The organism is Brevibacterium sp. 1718 (genome assembly GCF_051131255.1).
Taxonomy (GTDB): domain Bacteria; phylum Actinomycetota; class Actinomycetes; order Actinomycetales; family Brevibacteriaceae; genus Brevibacterium; species Brevibacterium sediminis.
In genome coordinates this window covers 1,060,095-1,073,693 of sequence record NZ_CP186550.1, presented here as the reverse complement: position 1 = coordinate 1,073,693, position 13,599 = coordinate 1,060,095, and the positions used below count along the sequence as shown (strand labels likewise).

The 13,599-nt window shown below is 65.6% G+C and carries 12 protein-coding genes; 6 read left to right on the top strand and 6 right to left on the bottom strand.

All coding sequences use genetic code 11. The features are described from left to right. The first annotated feature begins 96 nt into the window (after nucleotides 1-96). Complete coding sequence (locus ACOZ9V_RS04590) at nucleotides 97-783, top strand: GNAT family N-acetyltransferase (RefSeq protein ID WP_434594049.1); 687 nt, start codon at nucleotides 97-99, stop codon at nucleotides 781-783. Here ACOZ9V_RS04590 and ACOZ9V_RS04585 read toward each other — a convergent pair. Next, nucleotides 761-988: a hypothetical protein gene (locus ACOZ9V_RS04585; protein WP_181270984.1), complete on the bottom strand. Its 228-nt coding sequence runs from the start codon at nucleotides 986-988 to the stop codon at nucleotides 761-763. The two genes, ACOZ9V_RS04590 and ACOZ9V_RS04585, sit on opposite strands and share 23 nt — an antisense overlap. A 58-nt stretch (nucleotides 989-1,046) precedes the next feature. On the opposite strand from ACOZ9V_RS04585, the gene ACOZ9V_RS04580 reads away from it, so the two are divergent. Next, nucleotides 1,047-1,271 (top strand): hypothetical protein, encoded by a 225-nt coding sequence (locus tag ACOZ9V_RS04580; protein ID WP_139469332.1) that lies wholly within the window; start codon nucleotides 1,047-1,049, stop codon nucleotides 1,269-1,271. Nucleotides 1,272-1,288: 17 nt separating this feature from the next. Here the strand turns inward: ACOZ9V_RS04580 and ACOZ9V_RS04575 are convergent, their stop codons facing one another. After that, nucleotides 1,289-2,359: an AI-2E family transporter gene (locus tag ACOZ9V_RS04575; protein WP_181270985.1), complete on the bottom strand. Its 1,071-nt coding sequence runs from the start codon at nucleotides 2,357-2,359 to the stop codon at nucleotides 1,289-1,291. 97 nt (nucleotides 2,360-2,456) lie between these two features. Between ACOZ9V_RS04575 and ACOZ9V_RS04570 the strand changes: the two genes are divergently transcribed. Together ACOZ9V_RS04570 and ACOZ9V_RS04565 are read left to right on the top strand one after the other, a co-directional pair. Further along, the gene (locus ACOZ9V_RS04570; protein ID WP_434594044.1) at nucleotides 2,457-5,030 is read left to right on the top strand and encodes a M3 family metallopeptidase; all 2,574 of its coding nucleotides are present in this window, start codon (nucleotides 2,457-2,459) and stop codon (nucleotides 5,028-5,030) included. After that, on the top strand, nucleotides 5,011-5,772 hold the full coding sequence (locus tag ACOZ9V_RS04565) for a queuosine precursor transporter (protein WP_229664012.1): 762 nt from the start codon (nucleotides 5,011-5,013) through the stop codon (nucleotides 5,770-5,772). The genes ACOZ9V_RS04570 and ACOZ9V_RS04565 overlap by 20 nt, the downstream gene beginning before the upstream one ends. 242 nt (nucleotides 5,773-6,014) lie before the next feature. Here ACOZ9V_RS04565 and tgt read toward each other — a convergent pair whose 3' ends face one another. Next, nucleotides 6,015-7,271 carry a tRNA guanosine(34) transglycosylase Tgt gene (gene tgt, locus ACOZ9V_RS04560; protein WP_434594041.1) on the bottom strand — a complete coding sequence of 419 codons (1,257 nt, stop codon included), beginning with the start codon at nucleotides 7,269-7,271 and terminating at the stop codon, nucleotides 6,015-6,017. A 21-nt stretch (nucleotides 7,272-7,292) separates the two neighbouring features. On the opposite strand from tgt, the gene mmuM reads away from it, so the two are divergent. Then, complete coding sequence (gene mmuM / locus ACOZ9V_RS04555) at nucleotides 7,293-8,228, top strand: homocysteine S-methyltransferase (protein WP_434594038.1); 936 nt, start codon at nucleotides 7,293-7,295, stop codon at nucleotides 8,226-8,228. Nucleotides 8,229-8,237: 9 nt separating this feature from the next. On the opposite strand, the gene ACOZ9V_RS04550 is transcribed toward mmuM, so the two are convergent. The 3 genes from ACOZ9V_RS04550 to ACOZ9V_RS04540 form a co-directional block, all read right to left on the bottom strand. Beyond that, on the bottom strand, nucleotides 8,238-9,245 hold the full coding sequence (locus ACOZ9V_RS04550) for an isopenicillin N synthase family dioxygenase (protein ID WP_434594036.1): 1,008 nt from the start codon (nucleotides 9,243-9,245) through the stop codon (nucleotides 8,238-8,240). A gap of 108 nt (nucleotides 9,246-9,353) precedes the next feature. Then, entirely contained in the window at nucleotides 9,354-10,760 is a 1,407-nt protein-coding gene (locus ACOZ9V_RS04545) for an FAD-binding oxidoreductase (protein ID WP_434595351.1), read from the bottom strand. 2 nt (nucleotides 10,761-10,762) lie between these two features. After that, entirely contained in the window at nucleotides 10,763-11,824 is a 1,062-nt protein-coding gene (locus ACOZ9V_RS04540) for a pyridoxal phosphate-dependent aminotransferase (protein ID WP_434594034.1), read from the bottom strand. 214 nt (nucleotides 11,825-12,038) lie between these two features. On the opposite strand from ACOZ9V_RS04540, the gene ACOZ9V_RS04535 reads away from it, so the two are divergent. Then, on the top strand, nucleotides 12,039-13,514 hold the full coding sequence (locus ACOZ9V_RS04535; protein WP_139469324.1) for a malate:quinone oxidoreductase: 1,476 nt from the start codon (nucleotides 12,039-12,041) through the stop codon (nucleotides 13,512-13,514). Nucleotides 13,515-13,599 lie beyond the last annotated feature (85 nt).

The window sequence follows — 13,599 nt, the reverse complement described above, 5'->3', positions numbered from 1 at the left end:
CGTGTCCTCTCACCTTAGGTCGGAACCCAGGCGCGGACAATAGCCGTTGAGGGAGTTCGCAGGTGACATTCGCCCGGAATCTGAGAGACTGTCGGCGTGGACATCAGGCCCTGCGCTCCGGAAGATCGCGACGCACTCGAGGCGCTCTTCGCACGCGCAGGAGAGGGCTCGCCCACGGGCACGCTGTGGGGAGATCCGGAGTCCGAAGCCTTGATCTACCTGACTCCTTATCTCCGCCACGATCCTCAGTCGGTTCTGCTCGCATGGACGCAGTCGGGACCGGTCGGATATCTGGCCGGATGTCTCGACACCGCAGAGTTTCCCCGCGAGGACAAGCTCTTCAGCGACGCCATCTCGGCTCGATTGATCATGCGTCGGCCATCCTCAGTTGCTTTCTTCGCCCGCAGCGCGGCGGACGCGATCCGCGACCGTCTGCGCAAACGGCCCGCGTCCGGCGAGCTCCTCGATCCTCGGTGGCCGGCGCATCTGCACATCAACGTCGCGACAGAGGCACGCGGTACGGGTGCCGGGGCAGCGCTGATGGCGGCGTGGATCGATCGGCTACGGGAGCATGGTGTTCCCGGCTGTCACCTCCAGACCATCGTCGAGAACCATGGTGCGGTGCGCTTCTTCGAACGCTCGGGCTTCCGCGTGCATGGACCGACCCCGCCGGTTCCGGGCATCCGCTGGCAGGGCGGCCGAGTTCATCAGCAGACGATGGTGCAGGAATTCCAGCGAGCGCGGACAGTCGTCCGCAGTCTCACCCCACCGGCTTCACCATGATCAGGCAGGGCGTGTCCGATCCCCACAGGGCGGTCTCCTCGAGAGGCAGGAAGCCCATCTTCTCGCAGAAGTGACGGGTCCGCGCATAGTTCGGATCGTCCTTCGACGGACCGAGGGACTTCACTTCGAGTAGCCGCGCCCCTCGGGCCCGCACATCCTTAGGCACGGCATCGTCGCGCTGAGCTCTCCAGTCGGCTTCAGTCATGGGCTCCACCCTAGACTCCGCATCGATGCTCCGGTACCCCGTTGCTAGACTCAGCCCCATGAGCGAGCCCGAGTCCCCCGTCCTCCGACTGATCCCGTATCTCGCGGCGATCACCGTCACGGTGTTCGCCACGCTGTCGGTGGTCGGCACCGGGGAGTCCAACCTGCTCGTCACGCTCGTCGTCGCAGCAGTCGGCTATTTCGGCACATATTTCATCGTCAAGCTCATCATCCACGCCCTCGTCACCCGGATCGGTTCCGACCACCACGACGACCACGACTGACAGTCGACTCGCCGCTCCTACTTCTTCGCCTGCGCCGGGACGACGACCTTGCGGATGATGATGAGCGCCGAGGCGGCCACTGGCACCGCGACCACTGCACCGAGCACCCCGCCGAGGGTTCCGCCGGCGATCGCGGCGATGATGACGAGTGCGCCGGGCACGTCGACGGCCTTATTCATGATCCGCGGGCTGAGCAGATACGCCTCGACCTGCATGTACACGAGGTAGTAGATGCCAGCGGTAATGCCCAGCCCGGGCGAGACCATCAGGCAGGACGCGGTGATGATGATCGCGCCGGTGATCGGACCGACCAGGGGAATGAGCGAGGCGAGGAACGCCACGAACGCCAACAGCGCCGGCAGCGGGGCGCCGATGATGGTGAGGAAGATCGCCGAGCATACGCCGTTGATGACACCCAGCGACACCTGACCGAGTACGTAACGTCCGATGGATCGGGTGACCTCCTCGGTGACGGACTCGACCGTCGGCCGCGATGAGGCCGCGACCAGGGAGAACATCGCGGATTTGATCGTCGGCATGGACACGGCGAAGTAGATGGTGAGGATGACGACGATGATCACCCCGGTGAGGAAGCTGAGGATTCCCGCCCCGATCGACACGACGCCGCCGCCGAGGGAGAGCACATTCTTCGGATCCGAGGCCCACTCCGAGATGTTGGCGAACACCGCATCGATGTCGATCGCGCCGGTGAATTGCTCTTCGAGCTCCGTCACCCACCCGGTCGTGGCAAGGTTCGCCACGATCCCGGGCAGATCCGCGACGAACGTCTGGATCTGACTGATCACGGCCGGCGCGATGAGCAGTGCGACGCCTACGACGATGAGGATGAATGCCACGACGACGATGAGCACCGACAGCGACCGCGGAACCTTGCGGTCGACGAGCCACTGCACGACCGGCTCGAGCCCGAGAGCGAGGAACAGTGCCAGACCGATATAGATGATCACGGTCGCCAAGGACTGCAGCGCCGTCATCACCACGATCGCCAGCCCGACGCCCAGGGCGCCGGTGAAACCGAGCCGGAACGCGCTGTTGAGTGTGAGGGACTTGCCCTGCCCAGTGCCCATGGAACCCAGTGTAACCAGCGATCATGCACTGGCCGGTCGACTCACGTTAGGATCGGAGCGAACCCCCACCCGCTTCAGAAAGTGAATCGTCGAGAAAATGAGCGCAGATCCGAACAGCATCGATGTCTGGGAAGCGTTCCTCGACCCGCAGACCGACTATTCGCTGCCCGACTTCGCCGCAGTCACCCCGGAGACGCTGCTGACCGCGGTTCACACGGCGACCGATTTCGCCCGCGCCGAGGTGGCCGCCATCATCGCCGACGACGCCGAGTCCACGTTCTTCTCCACCACCGTGAGATTCGAATCCGCGTCCGTGCCGATGACCCGCATCGCCTCCGTGGCGGCAGCCATCGAGTCGAATCATCTGCGTCCCGAACTCACCGACGCCATCTCCGAGACCTGGGAACTCCTGTCGGCCACCGAGACCGAGATCCTGCTGAACGTCGACCTCTTCCACCGCATCGAGCAGGTTTCGGTCTCCGACCTCAACCCCGAGGACAAGCGTCAGCAGGAACTGACTATCGATCAGTTCGTGCGTGCGGGCGCCCGCCTCGGCGAGGACGAACGCGAGCAGATGGCCACGATCGCGGCCGAACTGACCACTTTGGAGAACTCCTTCTCCCGCGCGCTGCAGCTCGATACGCGCGAGTTGGCCGTCCACCTCAGTGAGGCCGATTCCCTGGTCGGGATGAACGACGATCAGATTGCGGCAGCGGCGAATCGTGCCGCCGAGCGCGGCGTCGACGGCTACCTGCTGCCGCTGAACAACTTCACCCAGCAGGGTGTGCTCGAATCCCTGAGCACAGCACAGACGCGCCGGCACGTGCTGAACAATTCGATGGCGCGCGGATCTCGCGGAGGCGACGGCGACACCCGCACCCAGGTCGCCGACACCACGGCGCTGCGTGCGCTGAAGGCGCATCTGCTCGGATACCCCTCCTATTCGTCCTTCGCCATCGACACTCAGACAGCCGGCAACCCCGATGCCGCCGCCGATATCGTCTCCTCCCTCATCAATCCCGCGAATGCCCAACTCGATGAGGAACTTGCGCAGGTCAAGGAGCGCTACGGCCTCGAGACGGTCGCGTCCGAAGACGTCAAGTACTACCTTGCGAAATTCCGCGCCGACGAATTCGGCATCGACCCTGACGAGGTGGCCAAGTACTTCGAATTCGACACAGTCCTCACCGAAGGCGTCTTCCGGGCCGCCACCGGACTGTACGGAATCACGTTCGCCCCGTACGAGGGTGTCACCGCCTGGCATGAGGACGTCCGCGTCTATGAGGTCACCGACGTCAACGAACGTCACCTGGGGCTCGTCCTCATCGACCCGTACTCGAGGGATACGAAGCGCGGCGGGGCCTGGATGGACCAGCTGGTTCCGGCCTCCCGGCTGACCGGGCTGCTGCCGGTCGTCACCCTCTCGCTCAACCTCGCCAAGCCCGGTCCGGGCCGGCCCACGCTGCTCAATCCGACCGAGCTGACGACGTTCTTCCACGAATTCGGCCACGTCCTCCACGGGCTCTTCGCGAACTCCACCTACCCATCGACGGCCGGTACCGCCGTCCCCCGCGACTACGTCGAATTCCCGTCCCAGCTCAATGAGATGTGGCGCTTCCACCCGCAGGTCCTCCCCCACTTCGCCAAGCACGTCGACACGGGCGAGCCGATGCCGGCCGAACTCGTCGACGCGCTCATCGCCTCAGAGAAGTTCGGGCAGGGCTTCGACACGATCGAATACCTCGCCGCTGCCATGCTCGACCTGTCCTGGCATTCGCTCGAGGCCGGTGAGCACATCACCGAAGTCCTGTCCTTCGAATCGGAGGTCCTCGCCGCGGCCGGCTTCTCGCCGCTCGTTCCGCCGCGTTACCGGTCGACGTACTTCGGGCACATATTCGCCTCCGGCTATGCTGCCGGCTACTACTCCTACCTCTACTCCGAGGTCATCGCCGCCTGGGTGAGCGAATGGTTCGAGTCCCAGGGCGGACTCAACCGAGAAGCCGGAGATGCCTTCCGCGAGGCGATCCTCGCCCCCGGCTATTCGGTCGACCCGATGGCGGCGATCGAACGCTTCTTCGGCACCCGCCCGGATGTCGCCCCGCTGCTGCGCCGTCGCGGCCTCGCGGAACCCGTGACCGAGGTCGACGGGGAGGAAACGACCGAGACCGAGTCCGGAGCCGCCTCGGCGATGTGGGATCACCCCAACCACGAGGCGGTCGCCGCCGATCTCGCGGCTGCGGGCATCGATCCGCGCATCGAGATCTTCGACGGCTCGACGCCGACGGCGGCCGCAGCGGCCGAAGCGCTGGGCATCGAGGTCGGAGCGATCGCGAACAGCCTCATCTTCTCCTCCGACGGCGAACCCGTGCTCATCATGGCCTCGGGCGCCCACCGGGTCGACACCGCACATGTCGCCGAACTCATCGGCGTCGACTCCCTCGACCGGGCGTCGAAGGAACTCGTCCGCGAGGCCACGGGGCAGGTCATCGGCGGGGTCGCTCCCTGCGGTCATCCGGGGCCGATTCCGACCTATGTCGATGTGTCGCTGAAGGACTATCCTGTTCTCTGGGCCGGCGCGGGGACACCGAATTCGATGGTGCCTCTGACGTACGAGCAGCTGCTCACGGTCACCGGAGGAAAGGAAATCACCGTTGTCGCAGAAGAGTCCTGAGTCTGGGCGTTCCGAGTCCGAGTCTGGGCAGCCGGATCGCAACACCGATCCGGCGCACTCCACCACCTCGGCTGCACGATTCGCAGCTTTCGCTTCCTCCCGGGGCCGCTATTATGCGGTCTTCCTCGCCGTGTTCTGCGCGGTGCTCATCATCTCGAACATCTCGGCCACGAAGGTCATCGGCTTCGGTCCGATCGTCACCGACGGCGGCGCGTTCCTCTTCCCGATCGCCTACATCCTCGGTGATGTGATCAGCGAGGTGTACGGCTTCAAAGCCGCTCGCAAAGCCGTGATCACCGGATTCGCCCTGCAGATCCTGGCCACCTTCGTCTTCTGGCTCGTGCTCATCTCGCCTCCGGGGCCCGGGTACGAGAACCAGGACGCGTTCGCCGCCGTGCTCGGCTTCTACCCGCGCATCGTCGCGGCTTCCCTCGTCGGCTACTTCGTCGGCCAGCTGCTCAACTCGTGGGTGCTCGTGGCGGTGAAGAAGCGCATGGGCGAGTCGAAGCTGTGGGTGCGGCTGCTCACGTCGACCGGTGTCGGCGAGTTCGTCGACACGCTGCTGTTCTGCATCATCGCCTTCGCCGGTGTCATCCCGGGGCTCGACTTCCTCAACTACATCATCGTCGGCTTCGTCTACAAGGTCGCCGTCGAGATCATCTTCCTGCCCGTGACCTACCGGGTCATCAAGCTCGTCAAACGCCACGAACCCAGCTACGAACTCGACGCGGCTGAAGCGTAGATTTCAATGACGCCTTAGCCGACCGGCGCGCGTTCGCGAACTGATGCACCGGACGCACAACGGCTGGCCCCGAACGGAAAGCGGTTGTCGGCGAGTGTCATCGAGTTTTGTCCCCGGCCGACATCGACTTCTGATCAGGTCATCGAGATAGAACTCGATGTGCTGATCAGAAGTCGATGACTCACCTGCGGCCGGAAGCGTGTGGGGCCGGCTGGCGACCGCAGCGACCGCCGGAAGCGCGGCTACTTCTTCGCGTAGTAGCGGCCGAGGACCTCGGTTTCGAGCTCGTCGAAGCGGCCGTCGATCATCGCCTGGCGGATCTCGGCGACGAGCGAGACGACGAAGTGCTCGTTGTGGATGGTGCACAGGGTGGAGAAGAGCATCTCCTTCGCCTTGTACAGGTGCCGCAGGTACGCACGCGAGTAGTTCTGGCACGTATAGCACGTGCAGTCGGGATCGAGCGGGCCGAAATCGCGGCGGTACTTCGCGCCGGTGAGGTTGTACCGGCCGTCGCGGGTGTAGATCGCGGCGTTGCGGGCCACGCGGGAGGGCGAGACGCAGTCGAAGGTGTCCGCGCCGGTCTTGATCGCTTCGAACAGGTCGTCGGGTTCGGAGATGCCGAGCAGGTGCCGCGGCTTGTTCTCCGGCAGCTCCTCGCACACCCAGCGGATGATGATGCCGAGGTTCTCCTTCTCCAGTGCCCCGCCGATGCCGAAGCCGTCGAAGTCCATCGCGCCCAGGTCGCGGGCGGCCTTGCGCCGCAGATCTTCGTACTGCGCACCCTGCAGCACCCCGAACAGTGCCTGGTAGGGCCGATGCGACCGCTCCTCGGTGAGGCGGAAATGCTCTTCGATGCAGCGGATCGCCCACAGCCGGGTCCGCTCGAGCGATTCCTCCTGGTAGCCGCGGGTGTTCACCAGCGTGGTCAGCTCATCGAAGGCGAACATGATGTCGGCGCCGAGTTCGTGCTGCACCCGCATCGAGATCTCCGGCGTGAACCGGTGCATCGATCCGTCGAGGTGGGACTTGAACGTGACCCCGTCATCGTCGACGTTCGACAGCCGTTCCTTGCCGACGGCGACGAGCTCGTCGTTCTGCTCCCCGGTCGATTCCATCGAGATGACCTTCTTGAACCCCGAGCCGAGACTCATCACCTGGAATCCGCCGGAGTCGGTGAAGGTGGGTCCGGGCCAGTTCATGAATTTCCCCAGCCCGCCGGCCTCGTCGATGAGGTCCGATCCCGGCTGCAGGTAGAGGTGGTAGGCGTTCGAGAGCACCGCCTGACCGCCGAGTTCGGCGACCTCGTCGGGGCGCACGGCCTTGACCGTGGCCTTCGTGCCGACGGGTATGAACGCGGGGGTCTGGATGTCGCCGTGCGGGGTGCGGATGACTCCGGTGCGTCCGCCCGTGTCCATGCGGGTGCCCACCTCGAAGCCGAACTGCGATCGGTCGTTGATGGGGGCGGTCTCGGATGCTGCCGGAGTTTCGTCTGTAGTCACCAGACAAGCTTAACTAAGTCCATGACGTTCACCCAGATGCTCACCCTCACCGAGGCGGCCGCCCCCATCGTCATCGACGGCGGGCTGGGCAGTGCCGCCGAGGACCGCGGCATCGACCTCGACCACGCACTGTGGTCGGCCGAGCTCATCCGCCGTGAACCCGACACCCTGCGCGCCGTGCACACCGCCTTCGCGAACGCCGGAGCCCGGATACTCACGACCGCGAGCTACCAGGCGACGCCGCTCGGGTTCGCCGCGGCGGGAATCAGCGCCGAGGAGGGCAGCCGGATCATCGGCGACAGCGTGCGCATCGCGCGCACTGCGGCAGATCGCAGCGCCGCACCAGGCACAAGTATCCTCATCGCCGGGTCCGTCGGACCGTATGGGGCGGCGCTCGGCGACGGCGCCGAGTACACGGGAAGCTATCACCGGAGTCCTGAGGATTACACCGCCTTCCATCGTCCGCGCATCGAAGCCCTCGCCGAGGCGGGTGCGGACCTGCTCGCCATCGAAACCCAACCGCGCCTCGAGGAGATCGGCGCACTCATCGCTCTGACCGAGGACATCGGCCTTCCGGCTTGGGTGACCGTGACTCTACAGGGCACCACGGACACGACCGCCCCGACTCTTCCCGACGGCAGCACCCTGGCGGACCTCGCCGAGGCGGTGGCCGCCTCGGCGAGCGTGAATGCGATCGGGGTCAACTGCGTCCGCCCGTCCCTCGTGACTCCGGCGCTGAGAGAATTGTCAAAGCACACAGACCTGCCGCTCATCGCCTACCCGAACTCTGGTGCGACCTACGACGCGGACACTCTGACCTGGCACGACGGGGCGGAACCCGGCGTCGGGTCGTGGCCGGCGGCGGAGTGGACCCGCCTCGGCGCACGGATCATCGGCGGCTGCTGCCGGGTCCGCCCCGACGACATCGCGGTGCTCGCAGAACAGTTTCGCCGCTGACGCGATCCCTCAGCCCTGGGCCTCCACGAGCTCCGGGTAGAACTTCTCGGCGACGTTCGGGTGGGAGCGCAGCCGGGAGGCGAACGCGTTCTCCCCATAGACGGCGTGGAGGGCGTCGCGTTCGTCGTCGGTGACCCCGCGGGCCTCGGCGGCGAGTTCGTCGGGCAGTGCGACCTCGGGCAGGCGGGCGCTCAGTGCCGGGTTGAAGAAGAACGGGATGGAGATCCGGTCCTGGCCGGGACCGGTCGGCAGGACCCGGTGGACGGTGGCCTTGAGGTAGCCGTTCGTGGCGACTTCGAGGAGTTTGCCGATGTTGACGACGAAGGTGTTCTCGATCGGATCCGCATCGATCCAACCGTCGTCGGTGAGCACCTGCAGACCGGTCGTGCCCGGCTGCGGGTAGAGCAGGGTGAGGGTGCCGCCGTCGCGGTGCTCGCCCACACCCTGGGTCACGGACTCGGACTCGGCTTCGGGATAGCGGACGATCTTGATGAAGGATTCGGCATCCTCGGCGAAGGCGGAGGCGAAATGCTCGCCGGGCTGGCCGAGGCTGAGAGCCCACTGTTCGAGGAGGCGGGTGCCGACCTCACTCAGCTGCGCATGCCAGGATTCCGTGGCCTCCCGCAGCTCGGGCAGCGATTCCGGGTACTGGTTGGGTCCGGTGAGCTGGTCGAAGTCGTTGACCGGTTCGGCCACGGGTGCGCGTTCGGGGCCGATGTCGATCTGCTCGCGCCAGTCGACGCGGCCCTGGGTGCGTTCGCCCCCGGTGCGGGTGTAGCCGCGGAAATGCGGGGAATTCGTATTCTCGATCGCAAGCTTCTCGTCCTCCGGCAATGCGAAGAAGCTCTGGGCGACATCGATGATGCGGCTGAATTCGGCGTCGGGGATGCCGTGGCCGGTGAGGTAGAAGAAGCCGATCTCGTGGGTGACGCGACGCAGGTCCTCGCGGAACTGTTCGGCAGTCGCGGGGTCATCGGCGAGGCTGAGGTCGAGAACGGGCAGCTGGGTGAGCGTCATGGGGAATCCTCTCTTTTCCCAGCACCTTAGGCCGCGCCCTGACGGGGCCGGCCGCGACCGGTCACAGTCGGTCGCGAACCGTCACAATCCGAGACATGAAGAGGAGAATCAGCCGAGCATCTTGCCCGGGTTGAGGATCCCCAACGGATCCACCGCCGCCTTGATCGCAGTCTGCAGCGCCCGCGCACCCGCATCGAGTTCGCGCACCAGCCAGTCCTTCTTCAGATACCCGACCCCGTGCTCACCCGTGATCGTCCCACCCAAATCGAGACCCAGCTGCATGATCTCAGCGAACGTCTCCTTCGCCTCGGCCACACTCGCCTCATCCTGGGCATCGAAGAGCACACTCGGATGCATATTCCCATCCCCGGCATGCCCGGCCGTGGACACCTCCACCGAATGCCGGGCCGCGATCTCGTCCAACCTGGCGAAGAACTCGCCGAGGCGGGACCGAGGAACGCACACATCATCGATGAGCTCTCCCCCACCGAGCCCCGACACGTACTTCTCCATCGCCGGAGACACAGCCCGACGAGCCGCGACCAGCATCTCCGAATCCGCCGGATCATCGGAGAAGAACACCTCATCGGCACCCTGCGCTCTGGCGATCGCCTCGAATGATTCCAGCTCGGTCACACCGGCCTGCCCCGGAGCATCCGACTGCACCAACAACAGCGCACCGGCCCCGTCGGGCAGCCCGAAATCACCATAGGCATTGATCATGCCCACGGTGCCTCCGTCCATGAGCTCGAGCATCGACGGGGCCGCCCCGGAGGCCATGAACTCAGAGACCGTATGCCCGGCCGATTCCAAGTCCGGGAAGATCCCGACACCGGTCACCGGCGGAGTCAACAGAGGTCTGAGCCCGAGGGTGATCTCGACGATGACACCCAGAGTCCCCTCGGACCCGACGAACAGCCCCGCCAGATCGAGACCGGCCACACCCTTCGCCGTCTGCCGACCCAACCGGGTCACTGTCCCGTCGGCGAGGACCACGGTCAGACCGCGCACGTAGTCTCGCGTCACCCCGTATTTCACACAGCACATGCCGCCGGCGTTCGTCGCGACGTTCCCGCCGATCGTGGAGATCGCCACCGACCCCGGATCCGGCGGATACGACAGACCATGTTCCGCCAGCGCGGTCTTGAGGTCTTGGTTGATGACACCGGGCTGGACACGGCAGGTCTGGTTCACCCCGTCGATGTCGACGATCGCGTTCAGCTTCGCGACGTTGAGCAGGAGCGCCCCGTCGGTGGCGTTCGCCGCCCCCGACAAACCCGTCCTGGCACCCTGAGTGACCACCGGGATCCGATGCGCGGTGGCGAAGCGCATCACCGCGACCACATCATCGACGTCGGCAGCTCGCACGAGCGCCGAGGCGGTCCCCACCGGACAGAACAGGGCCTTGTCCGCCGAATAGGAGTCGATGACATCCCGATCGGTGACCAGGGCGCCTGCGCTCAGCTCGGCCGCAAGTCCGTCCAGGTCCGTGCCCACCGTCGTCTCCGCACTCATCGTCACAGCGACGCGGCGACCTTGAGCACGCGCTCGAGAGCCTCATCGGGTCCGATGCTCACACGCACACCGCCCTGCAGACGACGCACGGCCACGGCCTGCTTCGCGCACTCGCCTTCGAAGGCGACGGCCGCCTCGGGGTCGAGCGCGATCCACACATAGTTGCCCTGAGCATCGGGCACGGACAGACCCAGCTCCCGCAGATCGTGAGCGAACCGGTCGCGCACCGCGGCGACTTCCTTGGCGCGCACGGCCACCTCGTCGACGCGTGCCAGGGATTCCCGGGCGGCGGCCTGGGCACCGGCGGTGACGGAGAACGGGGCGATGACCTGGCGCATCGCCGAGGCGATCTCGGCGTCGGCGATGCCGTAGCCCACGCGCAGACCTGCCAGGCCGTGCGCCTTCGAGAAGGTGCGGGCGAGCACGAGATTCGGGTGCTTGGCGCGAGCGGCGAGGGAGTCGGCCGCCTCGGTGGCGAATTCGAGGTACGCCTCGTCGAGGACGACGATGACGGACTCGGGCACCTCGGCGAGGAATCCCTCGAGTTCGGCATCGGTGATCGTCGGACCGGTCGGATTGTTCGGCGAGCACAGCAGCACGAGGCGGGTCGTGTCATCGATCGCCGCGGCCAGCCCGGCGAAGTCGTGCCGACCGTCTTCCAGGAGGTCGACGGGGCGCTTCTCCGCGTCCCGCGCCGAGGCGAGGATCGGGTACATCTCGAACGACGGCCACGGATAGACCACGGACGTGCCCGCTTCGAGGGTGATGTTCGTCAGCGCCGTGAGGACCTCGGAGGCCCCGGCGCCGGGGACCACCTCGGCGGGTTCGACATCGAGGTGGGAGGCGATATCGGCCACGAGCGCGGCTGCGGTGGGATCGGGGTAGTTCCCCGGAATCGCCGAGGCGGATGCCACCGATTCGACGACACCCGGCAGCGGCGGCAGGTGGTTCTCGTTCGACGACAGTTTGTACGGGGTCAGGCCGGGGGATGCGACGGGAGGCTTGCCGGGAACGTAGGGAGGGAATTCGGCGAGTGCGTCACGGAGCTGGAAACGTTTGGACATGTGCCCATAGTTGCACATCTTGTGGCGGGCAACACAGACTGTCTTGCCAAAGCGTCCGAATGGTCGGATAAAGGCGAGCAGGGCGGACGTCCATCCGCTGTGAGAATGCTCTCGCGACGCTTCGTTCCCTCCTCCCGGGTTACAGGTGGGCCGATGCCGGAGAGTACCCTGAGAGACGAATACATGTAGTCAGAGACGAGGAATGAGAGTCCAAATGCCCTCACCGCAGGAAAAAGTCGACGTCGTCTTGATCGGCGGCGGCATCATGAGCGCCACTCTGGGCGCCATGCTGACCGAACTTCAGCCCGATTGGGACATCCGTGTCTACGAGAAGCTCGACTATGTGGCAACGGAGAGCTCCGACCCCTGGAACAACGCCGGGACCGGCCACGCCGCACTCTGCGAACTCAACTACACCCCCGAGGACTCCAACGGTCAGATCGACCTGGAGAAGGCCTCGAACATCAACCAGCAGTTCCACCACTCGCGCCAGTACTGGTCGCACCTCGTCGACACCGGTGTCATCACCGATCCGACGACCTTCATCAATCCCATCGCCCACGTCAGCTACGGACGCGGCGACAAGGGACGTGACTACATCAAGAACCGCTACGAGACGATGGTGCGCAATCCGCTGTTCGCGGACATGGAATACACCGAGGACGCGGACACTCAGGCCGAATGGCTGCCGCTGATGTTCTCCGGCCGTGGTCCCGGTCAGGTCAACGGCATCTCGCGCATCAAGCAGGGCACCGACGTCGACTTCGGCTCTCTGTCGTCTCAGCTGCTCAGCTACGTCGCCGCCAAGGGCGCGACCGTGCGCACCAGCCACCAGGTCACCGACCTCGACCGTTCCTCGGACGGCTGGACTCTCACCGTGAAGGATCTGCTCTCGCACGAGACCCACCAGGTGGGCGCGAAGTTCGTCTTCGTCGGCGCCGGCGGCGGTGCACTGCCGCTGCTGCAGAAGTCCGGCATCCCGGAGGGACGCGGCTACGGCGGCTTCCCGGTCTCCGGCTACTTCCTGCGCACCGCGAACCAGGATCTCGTCGCCCGCCACCAGGCGAAGGTGTACGGCCAGGCCGCTCAGGATGCTCCCCCGATGTCGGTGCCGCACCTCGACACCCGTGTCGTCGACGGCCAAGACTATCTGATGTTCGGCCCCTACGCCGGCTTCTCGCCGAAGTTCCTCAAGAAGGGCCGCTTCACCGATCTGCCGCTGTCCGTGCGCGGAAACAACATCGGCACGATGCTCAATGTCGCCAAGGACAACACGGATCTTGTCACGTACCTCCTCGGTGAGCTCGCCGCAACGAAGAAGGCACGCTTCGAGGCCCTGCAGACCTTCATCCCCTCCGTCGACCCCGCCGACTGGGAACTCATCCAGGCCGGTCAGCGCGTGCAGGTGATGAAGAAGGATCCGAAGAAGGGCGGCGTCCTCCAGTTCGGCACCGAACTCATCTCGTCCGCCGACGGTTCGCTGGCGACCCTGCTCGGTGCTTCACCGGGTGCCTCGACCGCGGTGCCGATCATGATCGAACTGCTCAAGACCTGCTTCCCGCGCGAGTTCGCGGGCTGGGAGAAGAGCTTCAAGGACATGATCCCGTCGCTCGGCCGCGACCTCGTCGATGACGAGACGCTGCTCAAGGAGGTCTCCGAGTACACCTCGCGGACCCTGCAGCTCATCTGAGTGGACTGACGCACTCAGCCGACTGACATACAGGAGAAGCGGCTGGCCGGAATCCTTTCCGGCCAGCCGCTTCTTACGTTCCCTC